The organism is Fructilactobacillus sp. X2R6C1 (assembly GCF_059901295.1).
Genome location: NZ_JBWXUZ010000003.1, coordinates 25306 through 47151, shown reverse-complemented (window position 1 = coordinate 47151; position 21846 = coordinate 25306). Strand labels below are relative to the sequence as shown.

Annotated in this window: 19 protein-coding genes; 11 read left to right on the top strand and 8 right to left on the bottom strand. The window is 42.4% G+C overall.

Going from position 1 to position 21846, the window contains the following annotated elements:
• Positions 1-19 precede the first annotated feature (19 nt).
• From AC6UDF_RS04130 to AC6UDF_RS04120, 3 genes are all read left to right on the top strand, one after another.
• A complete protein-coding gene (locus AC6UDF_RS04130) occupies positions 20-3055 on the top strand; it encodes a YfhO family protein (RefSeq protein ID WP_500723873.1) in 3036 nt (1011 codons plus the stop codon).
• A 129-nt stretch (positions 3056-3184) separates the two neighbouring features.
• Entirely contained in the window at positions 3185-3670 is a 486-nt protein-coding gene (gene nrdI / locus AC6UDF_RS04125) for a class Ib ribonucleoside-diphosphate reductase assembly flavoprotein NrdI (protein WP_500723962.1), read from the top strand.
• 108 nt (positions 3671-3778) lie between these two features.
• Positions 3779-5125 (top strand): FAD-dependent oxidoreductase, encoded by a 1347-nt coding sequence (locus AC6UDF_RS04120; protein ID WP_500723871.1) that lies wholly within the window; start codon positions 3779-3781, stop codon positions 5123-5125.
• Between the two features lie 73 nt (positions 5126-5198).
• On the opposite strand, the gene AC6UDF_RS04115 is transcribed toward AC6UDF_RS04120, so the two are convergent.
• Positions 5199-6377: an aminotransferase class I/II-fold pyridoxal phosphate-dependent enzyme gene (locus AC6UDF_RS04115; protein ID WP_500723869.1), complete on the bottom strand. Its 1179-nt coding sequence runs from the start codon at positions 6375-6377 to the stop codon at positions 5199-5201.
• 365 nt (positions 6378-6742) lie between these two features.
• Positions 6743-7159, bottom strand: a complete 417-nt coding sequence (locus AC6UDF_RS04110) for a hypothetical protein (RefSeq protein WP_500694103.1) — start codon at positions 7157-7159, stop codon at positions 6743-6745.
• 194 nt (positions 7160-7353) lie between these two features.
• Between AC6UDF_RS04110 and AC6UDF_RS04105 the strand changes: the two genes are divergently transcribed.
• Complete coding sequence (locus tag AC6UDF_RS04105; protein ID WP_500723867.1) at positions 7354-8115, top strand: hypothetical protein; 762 nt, start codon at positions 7354-7356, stop codon at positions 8113-8115.
• A gap of 45 nt (positions 8116-8160) precedes the next feature.
• On the opposite strand, the gene AC6UDF_RS04100 is transcribed toward AC6UDF_RS04105, so the two are convergent.
• From AC6UDF_RS04100 to AC6UDF_RS04090, 3 genes are all read right to left on the bottom strand, one after another.
• Positions 8161-10434, bottom strand: a complete 2274-nt coding sequence (locus tag AC6UDF_RS04100; RefSeq protein WP_500723864.1) for an ATP-binding cassette domain-containing protein — start codon at positions 10432-10434, stop codon at positions 8161-8163.
• A gap of 11 nt (positions 10435-10445) precedes the next feature.
• On the bottom strand, positions 10446-11639 hold the full coding sequence (locus tag AC6UDF_RS04095) for an MDR family MFS transporter (protein WP_500694106.1): 1194 nt from the start codon (positions 11637-11639) through the stop codon (positions 10446-10448).
• 120 nt (positions 11640-11759) lie between these two features.
• Positions 11760-11882, bottom strand: a complete 123-nt coding sequence (locus tag AC6UDF_RS04090) for a hypothetical protein (RefSeq protein WP_500694107.1) — start codon at positions 11880-11882, stop codon at positions 11760-11762.
• A gap of 279 nt (positions 11883-12161) precedes the next feature.
• Here AC6UDF_RS04090 and AC6UDF_RS04085 point away from each other — a divergent pair, with 279 nt between their 5' ends.
• The 4 genes from AC6UDF_RS04085 (at position 12162) to AC6UDF_RS04070 (ending at position 14365) form a co-directional block, all read left to right on the top strand.
• Positions 12162-12998: a DegV family protein gene (locus AC6UDF_RS04085; RefSeq protein WP_500694108.1), complete on the top strand. Its 837-nt coding sequence runs from the start codon at positions 12162-12164 to the stop codon at positions 12996-12998.
• A 63-nt stretch (positions 12999-13061) separates the two neighbouring features.
• The gene (locus tag AC6UDF_RS04080) at positions 13062-13448 is read left to right on the top strand and encodes a fluoride efflux transporter FluC (protein WP_500694109.1); all 387 of its coding nucleotides are present in this window, start codon (positions 13062-13064) and stop codon (positions 13446-13448) included.
• Positions 13441-13794: a fluoride efflux transporter FluC gene (locus tag AC6UDF_RS04075; protein WP_500694110.1), complete on the top strand. Its 354-nt coding sequence runs from the start codon at positions 13441-13443 to the stop codon at positions 13792-13794. The genes AC6UDF_RS04080 and AC6UDF_RS04075 overlap by 8 nt, the downstream gene beginning before the upstream one ends.
• A 67-nt stretch (positions 13795-13861) precedes the next feature.
• Complete coding sequence (locus AC6UDF_RS04070; protein ID WP_500694111.1) at positions 13862-14365, top strand: TetR/AcrR family transcriptional regulator; 504 nt, start codon at positions 13862-13864, stop codon at positions 14363-14365.
• Between the two features lie 68 nt (positions 14366-14433).
• On the opposite strand, the gene AC6UDF_RS04065 is transcribed toward AC6UDF_RS04070, so the two are convergent.
• Complete coding sequence (locus tag AC6UDF_RS04065; RefSeq protein WP_500694112.1) at positions 14434-15270, bottom strand: aldo/keto reductase; 837 nt, start codon at positions 15268-15270, stop codon at positions 14434-14436.
• 111 nt (positions 15271-15381) lie between these two features.
• Between AC6UDF_RS04065 and AC6UDF_RS04060 the strand changes: the two genes are divergently transcribed.
• The 3 genes from AC6UDF_RS04060 to AC6UDF_RS04050 all read left to right on the top strand — a co-directional run bounded on the left by AC6UDF_RS04060 (position 15382) and on the right by AC6UDF_RS04050 (position 20433).
• Positions 15382-17127: an ABC transporter ATP-binding protein gene (locus AC6UDF_RS04060; RefSeq protein WP_500694113.1), complete on the top strand. Its 1746-nt coding sequence runs from the start codon at positions 15382-15384 to the stop codon at positions 17125-17127.
• 92 nt (positions 17128-17219) lie between these two features.
• Positions 17220-18704, top strand: coding sequence for a glutamate/gamma-aminobutyrate family transporter YjeM (yjeM, locus tag AC6UDF_RS04055; protein WP_500694114.1), 1485 nt, complete (start codon positions 17220-17222; stop codon positions 18702-18704).
• 142 nt (positions 18705-18846) lie between these two features.
• On the top strand, positions 18847-20433 hold the full coding sequence (locus AC6UDF_RS04050) for an L-lactate permease (protein ID WP_500694115.1): 1587 nt from the start codon (positions 18847-18849) through the stop codon (positions 20431-20433).
• 73 nt (positions 20434-20506) lie between these two features.
• Here the strand turns inward: AC6UDF_RS04050 and AC6UDF_RS04045 are convergent, their stop codons facing one another.
• A complete protein-coding gene (locus tag AC6UDF_RS04045; RefSeq protein WP_500694116.1) occupies positions 20507-20887 on the bottom strand; it encodes a hypothetical protein in 381 nt (126 codons plus the stop codon).
• A gap of 133 nt (positions 20888-21020) precedes the next feature.
• Positions 21021-21806 (bottom strand): TMEM175 family protein, encoded by a 786-nt coding sequence (locus AC6UDF_RS04040; protein ID WP_500694117.1) that lies wholly within the window; start codon positions 21804-21806, stop codon positions 21021-21023.
• Positions 21807-21846: the final 40 nt, after the last annotated feature.

Here is a 21846-nt window from a genome sequence, read left to right as displayed (position 1 = left end):
CATAGGGGTAATAGAAACAATGAAAACAGTTTTAAAAAAATGTCCGGATTGGCTTTTTTACAGTCTAATTTTTCTGATTATTATCATGGCCTACATCTGGACGTTTTACTTAACCGGTAACTCACTAATTTGGGGAATGGACGGAATTGCCCAACACTATCCCATCCTCGTAAACTTTAAACACATGCTAACTGAATTTCTTGCCCATCCCAGTCACGGCTTTACCAACTGGTCGTTTAACATTGGCCTCGGTGCTGATCAGTTAACCAGTTTTTCGTACTACGTTGTCGGTGATCTCTTCAACTACCTGATCGTTTTATTTCCAGACCACTTACTGGAACTGGGTTACGGACTCCTGGTAATCCTGCGCCTGTACGTTGCTGGATTGGCCTTTTTACTATTCATCAAACAATTTCATTTTAAAAAATACAGTGTCGTACTCGGAACTTTAACTTACACGTTTGCGGGTTACGCCCTTTATTCGGGGATGCACCATCCCTTTTTTATTCTACCGATGATTTTCTTCCCACTGATTTGCTACGGCGTCGAACGCATCATTTCTAACCATTCCTTCATTCCACTGATGCTGGCCGTTTCCTTAACTTTTTTAAGTAACTTCTACTTTGCCTACATCATTGGACTTGGCAGTATTATCTACGTCATCATTAGGTATTTCAGCATTCGTAAAAATCCTGATTTTCATTTTGTGAGTTCACTGGTAAAAATGGTTGCGGCCATTCTAGCGGGAATTTTGATTAGTGCCGTCATTTTCGTTCCGACGCTCTTATTTGCCCTGAGTTCCACGAGGACCACATCGACCTTTGCGAACGGCTATCTTTTCTATCCTCTCTACTATTACCTTTCCATTCCAAGTAAAATTCTCGGAAATGGCTACCTGACCATTAGCTTCTGGCTCATTGTTGGGATTAGTGGACTCGGATTTTTTGGCATTGTTTACACGATGACTCACTTCAAGAAATACCTTTACCTAAACATCGGCCTGTTGGTGGTTTTCATTGGTGCCCTGATTCCGGCTTTTGGAGCGGTCTTTAACGCCATATCGACCCCATCAAACCGGTGGATGTGTTTGGGCTTACTTCCAATTGGGATGGCTGCCACAATTCTTTCAGATCATCTCACCACGTTAACTAAGCGTGACGTAGAAGTCATGATTGTCGCAATCATCGCTCTCATTGTGTTTATTTGGGCTTCTCGTGGATTCATCATGAAGTTAAGTGCGCATGACTACGGCGAAATCGTCCTCCTGCTGATTTTAATGGGAGTCATCCTATGTAGTCAGCTCTTCCATTTAAAGCCAGTGACAACCATTGGAAGTGTGACCGCGGTTTTAATCGTTAACCTTATCTCACTTGGCATTGGCTACTACAGTCCCAACGTTGCCGGCTTTTCAAAGGGCATGCTTAATAAACACGTTGCCACTAACTTCATCAATAATTTCTACGACGGAGCCGATCAGTACGTTGAACCACGGTTAGGTGGATATCGGACCTCACTTGGTAATCGATACCACTATGCTGGTCGAAACGACGTCAACTTATCAAACTACTCTAACATCAATACCAACATCCCGATGTTATTTTCGACCCGTGATATTTCATCATATCTGACGGTGGAAAATGGGGCCGTTGGTCAACTTGAAAACTCCGTTCAAAATAACCAACGGACCTTTAACGCTCCGGTCGCTCAAAATGACTACCGCACCACCCTCGATAACCTAATGGGGGTCAAGTACCTCTTTATTCGCACGGGTCAACAAAACAAATCACAACCCTTTGGCTTTAAGATGGTCAAAGGTAAGGACAAAAAGCCGCTCCTATTTGCGTCTGATAATCCGCTCGTGAATCAAAAAGACCCCGACGGAACCTACGTTTTAAAAAACAAAAACGCGCTCCCAATTGCTTACACCCAGGATCAAACAATCTCAAACCAGCAGTACCAAAAACTATCACCAACCGCACGTGAACAAGCAATGATCAGTGGGGTCCACGTTGACTCGTCAATTCAGGGCATCAAATCAGCCAAGCTAAAACAGAACCAAAAACAACTTAGTTATGAGGTGAAACCGGACTACGAAAAGACCCTTGATAACTACGATAAATTAACGGCATTCACTAACAATTCTAAGAGTATTGAGTACAACGAACCAACCATTAATCACACGTCTCAGAAGACCGCCTTAAAGATCCTTTCCGAAAACGTCCAATTAGAAAATGACACCAAGAAGCAAAATCAAGACGGTCTCCACGTGGTAACTAAGGATGCGCTTGGTAAATCAGTCCCGTATTTTCTTAAGATTAAGCAACCTAACCGCACCAAAAATGCCGAAATTTACTTACAATTAGAGGGTATTCAGAGTCACGATTACTCGTCGGCTTCAAAGGAAAGCATGACCAAAAGACAGCACGCCATCAAAAATCAACCGTACACGAAGATGATGAAACTAAACGAGAAACGAAAGAACCTCCACACTCCGTTTGTCGGTCAGTACTCCTTAAATGCCGCAACGAAAGGAATGAAGAACGGTTACTCACAGTATGGACGCGACAATCTCTCAAACTACACGCAAAAGAAAAACGCTTTAATTAACCTAGGGTATTCCACCAAACGCCGCAATCAAATTAAATTGACGTTTGATGGTGTCCACCAGATTAATTTTAAACATGCCAAGATTATCGCCGTTCCGTTTGGCAATTCGTATGAACAACAGATTCAAAAACTTCAACGCAACCGTCTCCAAAAACTTCAGGTTAAAAAGAACGAAGTCAAGGGAATCAGTAATAACCCGAAGAAATCCGTCTTAACCACTTCCATTCCATATTCAACGGGATGGAAACTCTTCGTCGACGGCAAACAGGTGCCCACTAGTCGGGTCAACACTGGCTTTGTCGGAGCACCCATTCAGGCTGGGAAACACCAGATTGAACTGAAATACCAAACTCCCGGACTGCTATTAGGATCAATTGCGAGTGCCTTTGGAATTTTAATCCTCGCTATCAGTGGAATCGTCATCTGGATCGTAAAGAAACGAAATTAAATTAAAAACGTACGGATAACTAACTCCGTGCGTTTTTTGGCTGCTTTAACTTCTAAGATTCTGTGCATTTAAACTTGTTAGAGGTTACACTAATAGTGACTATTTTTCATATTTAAGGAGGTAGTAATCATCAAACCCATTCGCATTTTATACATCTCAATTGCCGGCAACACCCGCAATTTCGTGCAAAATTTAGAGGACTACGCGGAAGCCGAGCACCAAAAAGATGCTAGTAATCCACTAATTGAATCAACCGAAATCTCAGATCAAAGTGACTTTGCTGACGAAACATCACCGTACTTTGTTTTCGTGCCAACCTATCTTGATGGCGGAAACGGAATCGATAACGGAGTTAAAGAACTCATGACCAACACCATGGGCGAATACGTTGCTTACGACCATAACGCTAACTACTGCATGGGAATCGTCGGCAGTGGTAATCGCAATTTTAACGTCCAATTTTGTCTCACAGCCAGAAGATATGCGGAACGTTTTAACGTCCCTGAAATTGCAGAATACGAATTAAGGGGCACCGATCGTGATGTCGTTCGCATTTATCAAATCATGTGTGAAAGATCCAGAGAGTATAGCAATGAAGTCGCTTTCAAAAAATAACAAATAAGAACCATTTTATGAGTGTATTGATTAGCATTTCACAATTTTATCTGGTAGGATAGCCTATAATTCATGAATATTGTTTCACACTAGGAGGTAAGTTGCATCATGAAAATTATTGTTGTTGGTTGTACCCATGCGGGAACTTTTGCGGTTAAACAAATCTTAAAAGAGCATCCCGATTATGACTTAACTGTCTATGAAAAAAATGACAATATCTCATTTCTATCATGTGGAATCGCCCTTTATTTAGGTGGCGAAGTTAAGGATCCAAAAGGCCTGTTCTATTCTGATCCAAAGGAATTAAAGGGACTTGGCGCCGACGTGCAAATGAAGCACGAAGTCACTAACATCGACTCAAATAACAAGGAAATCACCGTTAAGGATTTAGAATCCGGTGAAAGTAAGACCGAACATTACGACAAGCTCGTAATGACCAGTGGTTCCCTTCCGGTTGTCCCTCCAATCGAGGGCGTTCATAGCGATCACGTCAAGCTTTGTAAGAACTGGACCGACGCTCAGGTACTTTTCGATGACGCCAAGGACGCTAAACGGATCGCTGTCATTGGAGCTGGATACATCGGGGCCGAACTAGCCGAAGCCTATTCCAAGACTGGCCATGAGGTCACTTTGATTGATGGAGTTGACCGGGTTTTAAGTAAATACTATGACCCTAAGTTTACTGACATCGTTGAAAAAGACTACAAGGACCATGGGGTTAAATTCGAAGGAAACCAAATGGTGCAAAAGTTCATTGATAACGGTGATACAGTCTCAATTAAGACCAGCAGTGACGAATTTACTGCTGACCTAGCTATTTTGTGCATTGGTTTCAAACCCAACACGAGTCTACTCAAGGGTCAAGTTGACATGCTTGAAAACGGTGCAATCATCACCGATGATTACATGCATTCATCTAACAAGGACATCTTCGCCGCTGGTGACAGTGCCGCCGTTCACTACAATCCAACCCACAAAAACGCCTACATTCCGCTTGCCACCAATGCGGTTCGTCAAGGAATCTTGGTTGGAAAGAACATCGAAAACGACACCGAAAAATACATGGGAACGCAATCCTCATCTGGTTTAAAGTTGTACGACCGAAACCTCGCCTCAACCGGATTAACCATGAGTGCCGCTAAGGCTCAGGGCATTAACGCTCATCAAGTAATTGTTGAAGATAACTATCGTCCTGAATTCATGCCCACCACGACTCCTGTTCTAATGTCACTGGTTTACAGTCCTGACACCCGCAAAATCTTGGGTGGCGCATTGACCAGTCTTTATGACATTTCACAATCCGCTAACGTGCTTTCGGTTGCCATTCAAAACGAAAACACCATTGACGACCTGGCTATGGTTGACATGCTGTTTCAACCAAACTTTGACCGTCCGTTTAACTACCTCAACATCTTGGGTCAAGCGGCTCAGGAAAAAGAAGCCAAAAACAAGTAATTGTAAGTAAAATAAAATACACCGCAAAAGAGCCCTTAACTATCGTAAGTAGTTAAGGGCTTTAATGTCACAACTATTTCCCCATTTCTTTTTCGACATACTGACTAATTCGGTCCATGGCCTCTTTTAAGTTTTTCATTGAAGTAGCATAACTAATACGGACGTAACCCTCACCACCTGGGCCAAACGCACTTCCGGGAATGACGGCTACCTTAGCTTTACGGGCTAAGTCATAACTAAAGTCCATACTATTTTGAATTAAGCCAGCTGGGATTTTAGCGAAAATGTAAAAAGCGCCATCGGGATTGGCCATCTTAAAGCCCATCGCATTCAATTTCTCGTAAACAAAATCACGTCGCTTTCGGTACTCCTTTTTCATGGCATCAGTATCATTCATTCCGTTTCCAAGGGCTTCGGCGGCCGCAGCTTGCGCGTTTGTAGTGGTTGAAGTGATCGTAAATTGATCGATTTTTTCAAGTTGGCTGGTGATGTCTTTAGGCGCCGCCATGATCCCAATTCTCCATCCGGTCATCGCGTGTGACTTTGAAACTCCATTCAATAAAATGGTTTGTTCGGGAAGATATTTAGCGATTGAGGCGTGTTTGCCATCATAAGTCAGTTCGCTGTAAATTTCGTCAGAAATCACAAAAATATCATGCTTTTTAATCACATCGGCCAGTTTTTGAAGTTCGACAGGATGATAAGTTTTGCCAGTGGGATTAGTGGGAAAATTCAAAACAATCGCCTTGGTTTTGGGATGATCCTTTAAATTTTGTTCTAACTGTTCTGGAGTGAGGACAAAGTCAGTTTTAGCGGTGTCCATAAAAATCGGGGTGGCTCCCCGCAGTTTAATAATCGGAAAGTAGAGTGGAAAAATCGGCGTTGGAATTAAAACCTCATCCCCGGGATTTAAAACCGATGTTAACGCCGTATAAATTCCGCCGGTAGCTCCAGCGGTCATAATGATCTCCGTCTCCGGGTCGTAGTTTAAATCGTATTTACTTTGTAAAAAGTGCGCAGCTGCATCCCGAAGTCGCTTAGTTCCCTTCGTGGGAGCGTAGTGACTCTCATTTTGTTGAATGCTTTTAATTGCGGCATCCTTAACGTGTTCAGGGGTGTTAAAGTCTGGTTCACCTAACGTTAACGGAATAATATCAGGAATCTGACTCACCTCATCATTAAATTTTAAAATCGACGATGGTGATAGCTGCAGCATTTCTTGATTCATTTTACTTATTAGTGATTTTGACATTCTAATTCTCCTTTCGATAGACAAAAAAATCCCAGTTAACATTCGATGCTAACTGGGATTAAAAACACATTCGTTATTAGGAATATCCAACGATAATCTGTAATTAGCCTAGTTAGTATCCTTACGGTATCTAATTAGGCCCTCAAAACAACCTTACTTAGATACGCACTTGTACCAAGTAAAGTAAGTATAAAGGTCGTTTTGATGATCAATATGATTATTCATGGAATATTCCTCCTCTTCTTTAATTGCCACTAATTAAACAACTCAAATCATTTTCTGTCAATCATTTTTAAAATATTTACTTCAAAAACGCCATAAAAAAAGAGCTAACACCGAGATGTCAACTCTCTTTACACTTAATCTTATTGTTCGTTAAATTGTAAGTCCAAGCTAATGTGCTTACCATCTTTACTATCAATAACACGTGAATCAACAAAGACACTGTTCTTCTTAGTCTTAGTGATGTTGTCCGTTGGGTCAACGTCAACTAAAGTTTGAAAAGCGGCATCAGTTAATTTTGATAGTGGAACGTAAGGGATGAATGGAACACCCAAGTATGAGTGTAATGTTTCATCGTATTGGTCACGCAAAACGTTCATTTGGTCCAAAACGTCTTGAAGGTCTTTCCCAAAATCAGTTACATCCAAGAAGTAAACGTTTCGAACTTCATCAGTTTGTTCCCAAGGTTGGTCGGTCAAGATTGCTGATACTAAATCAGCCATTTTGTCTTCGTAATCTTTAATGTCATCGAGTTTTTCAATAATCTTTTTTTCGCTCATGTCATTCTTCCTCTCAATATTCAGTCTGATAGTTAATGACTATCACTTACAGTAATCATGATATCACATTTGAGGCGACTAATCGACACCTGATCACCCATTAAGGTGCGGGAAATTGGGTTGGATTCTTTTTGTGAGATTGAGAAATAATGGTAAGATAATGCATATAAACTGATTAAAGGAGCACTCAATCAATGAACAATGAAACAGTTGGTAGTCGAATGGACCGCAATGTCGGAAACGTAGTTATTAACGTTGTTGATAAAAACGGTCAAAATTTGACTAACCCATTAAAATATTCGCAAACTCCCGGGGAAGCATTTTCAATCGAAGTCCCTGACCTAAAGGGATACGTCGTTCAGGGACTTAGTGGTGATCAAAATGCCGTCAGTTACCTCACTAACGTCACCTTTAAACGAAACGTTGATTATCCGGCAAACATGGGTCGGGTTGTGGCCGTCAATCCGAACGAGAATATCAACGGAACTTTTGCAAGAGGAACGCTCACTTACAACTTGGTGTACGCACCAAGTGCGCAGGTGGTTTCCCCTGGTGTTGATAGAACAGCACCCAATCAAACGCTGTACCAAAGTGCTCCTAAAAAGAAGAAACACCACTGGTTCCGCTGGATCGTAATTATTTTCCTGATTATCATTTTGTTGGGAATCTTTGGCTTATACCGTTCAGGAAAGAGTGCCCAGCAACAGGTTAAACAAAATCCGCCCGTGGTGGTTAAAAATTATAACAATAAACCTGAGAATAATGCTGATAATGGTGGCAACAATGGCAGTAATGAAGCTAACCAAAAAACTCAAGATGTCATTGAAAAAGCCAAACAAGAAATCGAACAAAATGCTAGTGAACGGGATAATAATGCTCTTCAACAAATTATCATGACCATCCAAGATGGTATCAATATGATAAAAGCCAACATTGAGTCTTTCATCGGATTCTAATTCAAAAAGAGATCATCACTGATATCAGTGATGATCTCTTTTTGTTTATCTTTCTTTATAAGGCAACATGTACTTTTTAAGGGCTTTTCCAGTAAACGACTGAGGAACTTTTTCCGATCCCTCGGGAATTCCACTGTACAGGACGTTTCCACCGTACGTTCCGGCTCCAGGTCCCATGTCAATCAACCAGTCAGCCTGACTGATTACATCAAGGTTATGTTCGACGATAATTAAACTGTCACCCTCAGCAACCATCCGTTTAAATAGCTTCAGCAATCGTTGCGTATCATTCATGTGCAGACCAGCCGTGGGTTCATCAAGAAAGTAAATCTTGCCCTTCTCTTCTAGCATCTGGGCTAATCGTAGTCGTTGCAGTTCACCACCGGATAACGTGGTCAAAGCCTGATTTAACGCTAAATAATCCAGTCCAACTTCGCTCATCTGCTTCAACGGATTAGCGATTTCAGGGACATCCTTGAAGAATTCAGCCGCGTGAGCAACCGACATTGACAAAACGTCAGCGATGTCTTGTTCGTGATACTTATATCCTAAGGCTTCCTGACTGTAGCGTTTTCCGTGACACAACTCACAGGTCTGAACGACCGGATCCATAAAGGCCATGTTGGTAATTGTGACTCCTTTCCCCTTACAACGCGGACAAGCACCCTTGCCGTTGTAACTAAAGAGTTGGGTCGAAACGTTGTTGGCCTTCGCAAAAAGTCTTCGAATTGGGTTTAAAATGTTGAGATAGGTCACGGGAGTGGAACGAATGCTGATGCCGGCTTGTTTTTGCGTCAGATCAACGTAATCGCCGTTTAAATGGTCCTTCATGGCCTCCGCTAGTGAACTCTTACCTGAACCGGCAACTCCCGACAGAACGGTCATAATCCCGGTTGGCACCTTGACACTCACGTCGTCAATGTTATGCATGTGAACGTGCTTCAAGTCTACAAATCCCTTAGGTTGAAGTGGTTTGGCGAAGTGATGGGGTGCCCTTAACCATTTTCCGGTCAGGGTGTCAGAATCCAACACTTCTGGATAACTTCCAGTAAAGGTGATTTTACCACCGTCGGCACCAGATTTTGGTCCCACTTCGACCACGTGATCGGCAATCGACATGATCTCTGGGTTGTGGTCAACGATAAAGATGGTATTACCCTTTTTCTTTAGGTTAATCATGGCTTTTTTTATCAAAGCGATGTCGTGGGGATGAAGACCCACACTTGGTTCATCAAAAACGTACAGAATATCTGATAATGAATTAGTCAGGTGTTTAGCAATCTTAATACGTTGCACTTCACCACCTGATAAGGTGCTGGTGGTCCGATCGAGGGTCAAGTACCCTAATCCAATGTCGATTAAAGGTTTAATCTTAGACTCTAAACCCCGGATGATTTCATCTCCAAGGTTATCTTTAATGGACTCCAAAAAGTCCAAGAACTGAACCAGGTCCATCTTAGAAACGTCGTTAATGTTAAAATCATTAATCTTAACACTCAAAGATCTGGGGTTAAGTCGAGCTCCCTTACATACCGGGCAAACTTCCCGGGTCACAATCTCACTAATGGCTTCTTTGTGGTGCTTACCCTCACGACTGTTGATGATTGAACGTTTGATTCTGGGAACCACACCCTCGTACTGGCTCGTTTTGTAGTAAGCGGGCGCATTGGACAGTTTTTGTTGTGGCGCGTGCATCAACAAGTCATACTCTTCGGGAGTATAATCTTTAATTGGTTTGTCATTATCAAATAAACCACTGTAACCGTATCCCCGCCAACGCCAGGTTCCGGGTCCAAAACTAACGAAGGTAATCGCTCCGTCATTAAGTGACTTTTCTGGATCAATTAACTTTGACTCATCAACTTCATCGACATAACCTAATCCCTGACAGTACGGACACATCCCCTGCGGCAGGTTAAACGAAAAGACCTCCGAGTATCCCACAAATGGCTTTCCAACCCGTGAGAACAGGAGTCGTAATAACGAGTAGATTCCCGTATAGGTGGCAAGCGTCGACCGGGCGTTGCCGGTTAGTTGTTTCTGTTCAATTGCAATGGCAACTGGCAAATTTTTGATGTCACCAACGTGCGGCTGCCCGTACTTTGGGAGATACTGTTGTGAAAAACTAGGAAACGTTTCGTTTAGTTCACGACGTGACATGGCCGCAATCGTGTCGAATACTAACGACGATTTCCCCGATCCGGACTCACCGACAAAAACGGTGATTTCGTGTTTAGGGAGTTTGACGTTAACGTGCTTTAAATTATTTTGGTGTGCGTCAGACACATCAATTGAATCTTTATAATAAGTGTCGACCATGGTTTACCTCACTAATCTTGACGTGTTTTACTTAACTTTCTTGATTCGCTCATCACACAGAACAATGCGAATAAAATCAGTCCGCCGGATACGATAAATAAAGCGGGATAGTTGAAAAATTCAACCATTAATCCACCAAAGAGTGGGCCCACAGCCCTTCCAAGTGACATAAAAATATTAAATAGTCCCTGAAACTTTCCTTTTTGTCTGGGGTCCGCTAACGTATCAATCCACGCCGGAATTCCCGGCAATCCGTTCATCTCACCAAAGGTCAAAATAACCATGATAATTACGAAAACGGCGTACTGTCTAGCAAATATTAACATAAAGAAGCTTAGCGCGAAAATGATTACCCCAAAGGCAATCTGACGACTCATCTTAAACCGAGCCCCGATTTTATTAATAATCGGTTGAATGAAAACAATCAATAACCCATTAATCGTCCACAAGAAACTGTAATTTTCAAATGAGATCCCTAGTTGAGTCATGTGGACTGACATGACACTTTCCCAGAGCGTATAACTCATATAAATACAAAAAACCATGATGCAGATTAGCCAAATCAGTTTTAAACCGTGACTCTTTTTCTCAGAAACATCGTCGTCATCTTGTGAACGCTTAACGGCCGTCGGTTCTGGCCGATGTAATTTAATGTTGAATTCAAAAATCGTCATCAACAACAACACAATGTAAAAACCCGTTGCCACGATGAAAACAATCGAAATGCCGTACTTCATCAAGAAACCAACCAACGCGGTTCCGACAACGACCCCAAGGTTAAGTCCAACGTACAACGAATTAAAAACGTATCGCGTACTTTTAGAGGTGATCATTGAAGCATACGAATTTAAGAGCGTCATGCTGGACCCGTTACCCAGTCCATACAGCAGTAACATAATTCCAAAGATGGGCCAGCCGTGAAAGAAGATCAAAGTCACAATCGAAGTCATCGTAATTAGAACACTGATGATGGCAGTCTTGTATGGTGACCAGCGATCGAAAAGATAACCACCCAGATAGTTCCCAATAATCATGAACATTGACATGGCAAACAGCACGATGCCGGCCGTTGTCAGAGATTCATGAAGGTAATTATGCATGTAGACCGTGGTTAGCGGCCACATAAAGGATGACCCGGTATTTAATAGTAACGAATAGATTAAAACGGTACTCAACCTTAATTCTTTTTTTCTTCCCTTTACCATTTGCTTGCCTCACTTCATTATTCATTTTAATTTTTTCTTTAATTTCAATGCTTACACGATCGACCATAATAAAAGGGGAAACCCAACCGTAGTTGAAATCCCCCTAATAATCAGCAATGCTTACTTTTTTGTCGCATGCTTCTTTTCGTTATCACGCTTTTTGGCAACCAATCCGGCTACCATCGAACCCGCTACCAGCACCGAAACAACACTGGTTAACAGGATTTTCATTTTATTTTTCATGATGAAACTCCCTGCTTTTCTCCCTAATATAGTTATATCTTGTTTGCGACAAAAAAGCTACTTCTTTCTCTAATTTATAATTTTTATAATGTGATTGCCGACCGGTTACACCATTCACACTATGTAACCGCACTTTCAAAGATGAAGTTACCTGTCCCACGCTTAACCAAACTCTCTACTAAAATTAAATCCAATTTTAACTGGGAAAAAACCGATCCTTCTACTATAATTAAGGTCCATAAGGCAAATTAACGAAACGTTAATTGGAGGGAGAAACACATGATTCATATTGTTACTGATTCAACTGCTCAATTAACCCCAGATGAAATTCAAAAAAATAATCTCACGGTCGTACCACTTCAGGTTACCATTGATGGTAAAACTTATGAAGATGGTGTTGACATTACCAGAAAAGAATTCTCCGATCATCTTGCAAACGACAAAGAATTTCCGAAGACCAGTCAACCTTCTCTGGGTCAATTCATTCAAGCCTACGAAAAAATTCAAAAAGAAGATCCAGACGCTTCAATCATCTCCATTCATTTAACCAAGGTTTTAAGCGGAACGGTTGAGACGGCTAGGACCGCTGCCAAACAAGTGGGCGGAGACATCTCAGTCCTAGACAGTGATTCCACTGATAGTGGTCTTACTTTTGCCGTCATACGCGCTAAAAAATTGGCCGATCAAGGCAAGTCTGTTAACGAAATTATGGACAATTTAAAGGCTTTTGTACCAACCATCATGACCTACGTTTTCATCAACAGTTTTGATTACATGGTCAAGGGTGGGCGTGCTAGCCGGGCGGTTGGCTTTATCTCCTCACTAATTCAACTAAAGCCCGTAATTCAACTGACTGAGGGAACTTTAAAACTGAAGTACAAGTGCCGTGGCATCAAGAAAATGACCAAGATTGCCAACCAAGTCACTGATGAAATCATCAATAATAAGGATATTTCTGAAGTTGGTCTTTCATACGTTGATGACGGAACGGCCCCAAAGAAAATTGCCGCTAAGATCAAGGAAGCTAGACCTGACATCGACGTCACCTGCCGTCTGACAAGTCCCATCGTTATGACGCACGTTGGTCCCGGTGGATTTGGCTACATCTTCGCATAACTTAATCCTAACAATTAAGATCGGACATTTATGTTCGGTCTTTTATTATGAAAAGAGGAAATCATGGAATCTCTGTTAATTTTTGTTTTTGGTGCTCTTGGGGGAATTAGCCGATTAGCAATTACCAACTTAATCTACTACCACACTTTTCCCATTGCCACCCTTTTAATCAATTTAATTGGGACATTTCTTTTACCAATCTGGACGGACTACGGTTTTAAAAAGTTACGTCTTCCCAAAATCTTCAATCGGGTCATCGGCACGGGCTTCATTGGCTCGTTTACCACCTTTTCTGGTATCATGGCCGACACCATCAAGTTAGCACTGATGTCTAAATGGCTCTTTTTAGTCATCTATCTCGTAATTTCCATTTTTCTTGGTTTCGCCTTAGCATTGTTTGGCACTAATCTTGCCGCCAAATTAGTTGAAAGGAGTGAATTTAATGATTAGTTCATACCTTTTAGTCGCAGTTGGAACGGGGTTAGGCGCTGTTATGAGATTCACCATGACTCAATTATCCAAAAAACACAATCGTGGTGTGCTTGCCACACTAACTGTTAACACCGTGGGCAGTTTCATCTTGGGCATGTTAATTCCATTCGCGGGATCTGGACTAGCTTTCTTAATTGGGACAGGATTTTGTGGTGGTTTTACCACTTTTTCCACCTTCAACAGTGAGATTGTCAACTTTAAGTTCGAGCATAAATTCAAAGCGGCCCTCACCTATCCCATGATCAGTTATTCGTTAGGAATCCTTGCATATCTCTTCGGATTTTTCATCAATCGATTATTGTGAATTAGCGGTTAACACCGTGTCAACATGTGGGTATAATTAAATTATTACATAGAAGGAAGGATTTTTTATGCCATCATCAACTTTTGTAAATCTCCCCCAGGCAAAAAAGGATCGCATCAACAGTGCCCTTTTAAATGAATTTTCCGCTCATCCCTTCTCTGACGCCCAAGTTGCCAGGATCATCAAGGATGCCAAAATCTCACGTGGAGCCTACTACAAATACTTCATTACCTTAAAGGGCGGCTATGATTACACGCGCAGACTGGTTTTATCAACCATTCACCAGCCTTTCACAAATAAAAAGCTTGATGAACTGAAACCAAGCGACTACGTTGATGCCGCCCGTTCCTTTCTAGAAGATAGTGCTGAAAGTGAATACTTTGAATTTATTCAGATGGACATCCTGCATAATCAGAAAAACATTGATGATTCGGCAATCATTAAGCTGCCAGCCAAACGGTGGGCCATTACCGTTCTGTGCCACCAGACGATTAAAGAAGCAATGGAATCTCCCAAAGATTCTGAAAAATTACTTCATCGGCTTCAAAAAGTTCTTGAAATTATTTATTAATTAATCCGTACAAAAAGGAGACCCACTTCTGGGCCTCCTTTATTAATTGATTTCAAGCATTAATTAATCTAAAATTCTTCGTAAGTGGCTGGATCTTGATTATGAGTTCGACCATCTGGCTTGGTTAACGAATCAATCGTTTCCATATCTTCAGGAGTAATCTCAAAGTCAAAGACGTTCAAATTACCACTCTGTCTACCAGGATGAGCTGACTTAGGAATTGGCAGCGTTCCCAACTGAATCTCCCAGCGTAAAATCAATTGACCAACGTTTTTATGGTACTTAGCGGCCATATCAACCAGAACTGGGTTCTTTAACATCTCACTGGCACGACCAAGTGGGCTCCAGTCTTCGGTTAAAATCCCGTGTTCTTCATCATAGTGACGCATATCAGCCTGATTAAAGTAGGGATGAAGTTCAATCTGGTTGATTGATGGAATGACACCAGTTTCATCAACTAGCTTGTCCAAGTAGTCTGGTAGGAAGTTACAGACTCCGATCGTCCGAATCAAACCATACTGTTGGGCATCAATCAGTGCTTGCCATGCTTCAACGTAGTTCCCCTCTTTGGGATTAGGCCAGTGCAACAAGTAGATATCAAAGTAGTCTAGACCAGCCCGATAAAGTGACTCTTGAATGGCATTAATGGCACTCTTTCGGTCGTAGTAACGGCCTGGCAACTTTGAAGTTACCAACAAATCAGAACGCCGTACGTTCGAGTTTTCAATTCCACGACCAACGGCCCCTTCGTTTTCATAATTATAGGCAGTGTCGATTAACCGATAACCTTTATGAATGGCAGAAGTGATCGCCATTGCACCTTCAAAACCCTTTAAAAGATAGGTCCCAAAACCAATCTTTGGAACCTGCATTCCGTTATTTAACGTGTAATACTCATATTCCATGATGAGAACTCCTCTCAATGTGTTTCTACGATTAGGATAGGCGGAATGAATATTCGTTTCAAGCAAGTCGATTTGTGATAGGATAGTAGTTACGATTTAAGGAGTGATAACGTGAAAAAGAAAAACCAAAAAAATAACGGATCCTTTAACTTTCGGGGATTCTTCCATCTAATTCGACAAACTAAACCCCACTACTGGCAACTAATGGTCGGACTGATCCTGGGACTAGTCGCTACTGGAGCCCAACTAACGGTTCCAAAGATTGCCCAGGTCATGGTGAACGACTTCGCCAAGGGCGTGAGTCTAGTCCTGATTTTTGCCATGGTTATTTTATTCGTCTTAAGTGCCCTAATTAACGCGGGCTCAGGAACGCTCCTGGGTTTCTTCGGTGAAGACGTAGTGGCTAACCTTCGAGAACTACTATGGGAGAAAATGGTGAAGTTAAACGTTCACTATTTTGATAGCGTGAAGACCGGAAAAATGACTTCGCGGCTCGTGAGTGACACGGATCAGATTAAAGACTTATTGTCAGTTTCATTTCCCAACACGATTACGTCGATCTTTCAACTGATCGGGGCTCTAATCATCATGCTAATCATGGACTGGCGAATGGCCTTAATCATGTTTATTGCCATTCCCATCGTCATGACTGTGATGCGACCCATTATTCACAAGTCAAGTCAGATTGGGAAGTCGCGTCAGGACCAAATGGCTGATTTCAGCGGAAAGGCGCAGGAAACTTTAAACGAAATTCGCTTAGTTAAATCATCAAATGCCGAACCGTACGAAACCAACGCTGGTTCTAACTTAATTCACAATCTGTATCGAATCGGTCTCAAAGAATCGGTCTATGACTCCATCGCGGGACCAATTCTGAACACGGTCATGATGGCCATGATCGTCGGCATTTTAGCATATGGCGCTCATCGGGTTGCCATTGGAGCCATGACCATCGGAACCATGTTTGCCTTTCTAATGTACCTGTTTCAAATCATTGGTCCCGTTAGCATGCTGGGTCGTTTTGTCACTGACCTCTCGAAGGCCAATGGTTCTACCGAACACGTCCGAGAACTCCTCATTGAACCCGAAGAAGACTTTGCGTCAGGCTTCTCGGATGATATTGGAGGTAAAACGTTGCGTCTCAATGACGTTAGTTTTGCCTACGACCCCGACGAACCGGTCCTAAAAAACGTCAACGTTGCCGCCAAGCCCAATCAAACCACGGCCTTCGTCGGACCTTCTGGAAGTGGTAAATCAACCATCTTCAGTTTGATTGAACGTTACTACCAGCCAACGTCTGGCACCCTTACGATTGGCAAGGAAAACATCGAGGACATTAACCTCTCTAACTGGCGACATCAAATCGGACTGGTTAGTCAGGATTCAGCCATCATGGCGGGAACGATTCGCCATAACTTGACCTATGGACTAGACGAACAGTTCACCGATGAACAACTTTGGCACGTCCTAAGCCTGGCGTACGCGGAGGGCTTTGTAAGGGAGATGCCTGAGGGACTTTCCACTCAAGTTGGTGAACGAGGAATCAAGGTCAGTGGTGGTCAAAGACAACGACTGGCGATCGCCCGGGCCTTTTTGCGGGATCCAAAGATTTTGATGCTTGACGAAGCTACCGCCAGTCTTGATTCACAATCAGAGGCCATGGTTCAAAAGGCGCTTCATCAACTCATGAAGGGTCGTACCACTCTCATCATTGCTCACCGATTGAGTACCATCGTTGATTCAGACGACATTTACTTTGTTGATCACGGTGAAATCAGTGGGCATGGGACTCATGAAGAGTTAATCAAGACCCTGCCCAAGTACCGCGAATACGTTAAAATTCAATTTAAAAAATAAAGAATTCAGCAATGAATTCTTTTTTTGTGTCACAAATCGGGATTTTCCTGTTATACTTTAAGAATTATTTAAGAAATTGGAGGTTACATTTGATGGACAATAAAAAGTTATCATTATTTGCGTTAGTCTTAATGATCTTTACATCCGTCTTCGGATCAGCGAACATTTCCAGAGCGTTCTATCTAATGGGGTATGCCTCAATCATCTGGTACATCCTGGCAGCGCTCTGCTTCTTCATCCCGTTCGCGTTCATGATTGCGGAGTTTGGTGCGGCTTTTTCAGAAAAACACGGTGGCATCTACACTTGGATGAGCGAATCAGTTAACCCTAAATTCGCCTTCACGGGAATCTCAATGTGGTATGCTTCCGCCATCATCTGGATGGTCAACACCAGTTCCGCCATCTGGGTCCCACTTTCAAATGCAATCTTCGGCGTTGATAAAACGTCAGATGCTCATCTCTTTGGACTTTCAAGCGTTGAAACCATCGGACTTTTAGCCGTCCTTTTAATGGTCGTAATTACGTTCATCGCTACCCGTGGAATCGGTCAAATTCAAAAGGTCACTTCCATCGGCGGGTTTGCGGCAATGCTAACCAACGTAATCCTCATTGTTGGTGGGGCCATCATCCTTTTAATTAACGGACATACCTTTCAGCCACTTTCCTGGAAAGCCGTCTTAGTATCACCCAATCCGCAATACGATTCATTAATTAATGTCCTCGGATTTATCGTATACGCAATCTTTGCCTATGGTGGACTAGAAACCATTGGGGGGCTCGTTGATCAAACCAAGACTCCCGAAAAGACTTTTCCTAAGGGAATCACCATCTCGGCCATCACTATTTCCGTTGTCTATTCGATTGGCATTTTCATGGTCGGAGCTTTTACGAACTGGAACCAGATCTTGGATTCAAAACACAACATTAACTTAGTCAACATCCCTTTCGTTATCATGAATAACTTTGGTTATCAACTGGGGACCGCCCTGAACTTTCCTCATGGCGTCTCCGTTCAAATCGGGATGTGGGTCAGCCGTTACGTCGGGGTTTCCATTTTTCTTGCGCTAAGTGGGGCCTTCATTACCCTCGTTATTTCGCCAATCAAGACGATCGTGGAAGGAACACCCAAAGAAATCTGGCCGAAGTTCTTTACCAAAATCAACCGACACAACGTACCAGGCAATGCCATGGTGATTCAGGGACTCTTAGTCATCTTATTCATCCTCGTAATCTCGTTTGGAGGACAAAGTGCCAAAGCTTTCTTCAACATTTTGGTTCAGATGACCAACGTGGCCATGGTAATTCCGTACCTGTTCATTGCCTTCTCGTTCATTGGTTTTAAAGCCAACCAGAAAATCAAGAAGCCCTTTGTCTTCTACAAGAATTCACTGGTCGCTAAATTAGCGGTCTGTGTCGTAATGCTAACGGTCGGTTTTGCCATTATTTTTACGATTATCGCTCCCGCTTTGAGTGGCAACTACGTAAGCAGTATCTGGATGGTCGTAGGACCAGTACTGTTTGGTATTGTGGGTTATCTTTTGTACCACCACTACGAAAAAAAATATCTAAGTAAATAAGCAAAAATGAGGTGTCCCTTTGGTGAGGGGCGTCTCATTTTACGTTTTAACTGTTCGATCTCCCTTAGCTTGAACTCGGTGACTCATGTATAATAGTTATAAGACATCTTTACCGCAAAGCACTAAGAGGAGAAAACATTATATGGAATTATTAGTTTCAATGTTTCCGATACTAGTCCCAATAATTCTGCTGGGCTTTTTAAACATGCCAGCTTTAAAGGGAATGAGTGTAACGGCAATACTTGTTATTTTAGCTAGTTTATTGGTTTGGAAGATGCCAATGAAAGCTCTGGCAGCCTCAGCCATTCAGGGAGTCCACAAAAGTCTGACGATTGCCTGGATTCTCCTTGGGGCACTGTTATTACTAAGAGCACTGGAATACACCGGATCAGTGGACCGGATTAACGCTGGCTTCACCAATTTAACCACCGACATGCGCCTGCAAGCCATCCTGATTGTCTTTCTGTTTGGGTCCCTAATTGAGGGAGTCTCGGGCTTCGGTGCTCCAGCCATGGTCACCGCGCCACTGCTAATTGCTCTGGGCTTTAAACCGCTCTCTTCAATCGTTTTAGCCCTTGTAGCCGACTCAACTGCCGCCTCGTTTGGAGCCGTAGGAACTCCAATAACAGTTGGTCTAAGTAACACCGTTAGTCCCGCTGAGATGGGCAAAGTCGGGTTAAAGATTGCTAACCTCGAGTTAATCAGTGGGACCCTGGTTCCGCTGATCCTCATCGTTATGCTGGTCTTTTTGCTTCCCAATCAATACACCAAGCACCGCTTCAAATCAGTTTTACAGGTTACTCCATGGTGTCTTGCCATTGGGTTAATCTACTCGACTTCAACCATTATCAGTCAATTATTACTGGGGTACGAACTAACATCCGTTATCAGCCCCATCATTGCCCTGATTTTCGCCATCTTAAGTATTAAATTCAACATCTTACTACCAAGGGATGTTAAGAAAAATCCATGGCAGCAGTCCGAAAAAGTAACTATCAAAGAGCCCCGAACCGACATTTCACTAATTAGAGCGTGGTTACCATACGTCCTCGTGGTCGTTTTACTGGTAATCCCTAAACTCGTCAAACCGGTCCATAACTGGTTAAACAGCCACGTCAACCTATCATTAACCAACATTCTTGGCTTTAAGGCAATTGACTCGAGCTGGCTCCTTTTAGCTTCACCGGGAACCGTCCTCTTGATTGTTGCCCTACTAACGGTTCTGCTTCGTGAAGAATCATTTCGTTCGTTTTCACACGAAGCGTGGGACGTGGTGAAATCAATGAAGACCACGCTTCTGACCTTAATTGTGACTTTAATCATGGTCCAAGTCTTTACTAACACCAATTTTAACGGCGCCAAATTAGACAGCATGCCCGGTTACTTGGCATCGTTTATGGCTACTCACCTGCATGGCGTCTGGCTAGCAATCGCACCAATCCTAGGCGCGGTGGGATCATTTGTCACCGGGAGCACGACCGTCTCCACCTTGACTTTCTCATCAATTCAGGCTGATGTCGCCGTGGACGCTGGTTTAGATAAATTTCTCATTCTCGCCGGTCAGGTCATCGGCGCCGCCGTTGGAAACATGATTTGTGTCTACAACATTGTTTCCGTGAGTGGCGTAGTTGGCTTGAAGGGACAAGAGGGGACAGTAATGCGGAAGACTGCCATTCCAGCAGCCGCTTATCTCTTTTTTCTCATTATCTCCATCTTCATATTCAAATAATTATAGGTAAACAAAAAATCCATCCCAATTCAACATTGGAATGGATTTTTTTCAGATTTAATTATCAAAAATTTTAATCTTTAAACGTCCATACTTCGTTAAGTAAAAAGCCAATAAATCCTAGAATCAGGATTAAATCAGTCCACATAACGGAAAGATGAGAGATCCCGATTATTACCAAAAGAAACACCAGCAGGGTCACAACCCCACCCCAAACACGTTGCTTGGAGGTAATTTCACCCGCAATCTCCATCGCTGGATTCTTAATAAATAAGGTGACCGCCCAAATGATGATACAGAGGGCACTCAAAATAATCAAAATCCAGTCAATGAAACCAATGGGAAAACCGTAGATAATCTCCTGAATCCCCTCAACCACGCTGGTTCCAAATAAAATCATGGCCATGGCCGTCCACAGTAAACTGATACGACTAGTAAATGCGTTTTTCTTCATATTTAACACCTACCTTTAGATAAATTTTAACATATATTTAACTTTGAAAGAAAAATGTTGAAAAAAAAGGGACTAACATCATTTGTTCATTGACGTCAATCCCTAAAAATATTTTATAGCAATGCTTTAAGTTTTACCTCTGATCAGCGGCCCACTTGGCAAACTGGGTCCAAATCTCATGCTTTTCTTTCTCATCATCAGTACCTTTTGACGCCTTAATCGTCGAAGCTAACTTGGCTTTTAAGGATTTTTTCTGATCAGCCGTTAAATTCTTCACCGACTCGGTTAAATTAACCTGGCCCTCTTCCATTCCTTGATTAGCCAAGTTCAAGGTCCCGTGCTCGTGGCTGTTTTCAATAAACGACCAAATTGGAATAATGATAAATAAAGTCAAAGCAATTCTAGGAAAGAAAAACGCCAAAATAATCAAAATGACGTACGCCGCAATTGAATAGTTAAAGTTTCTGGCAAAAATATAGTTGAAAACTTCATGTTGCTTGGAGTGCTTTCGGTACTTGACTTCCGCAATTTGTGACACAATGATGCGAAAGACCACCAATAAAATTAGTGAAAGAGTGCCATAAAGCATCACCGTGATTTGCGATGTATCGTCGGTCATAAGCTTTGTAAAAGTTGGAATTAACGACATGAAAAAGAGGAACACCAGGTCCATGACAACCGTCTTGTTGGCAACTTTTTCGGTATCATTGAATACTTGTGCATGCTGGTACCACAAGTTCCCAACAAAACAGAAACTAACGGCATAGATTCCAATGGCACGAAATAGAACCAGATACTCAACGTTTCCACCCATTTTCTCAATCGGCAGTTCCAACACCATCACGGTAATAATGATGGCAATAATGGCGTCACTGAAGGCATCAAGTCGATCTTTCATTTTTTTCTTGATTTCACCCATAACGTTTCCTCACTTTGATAGATTTACGCTAATTATAGCA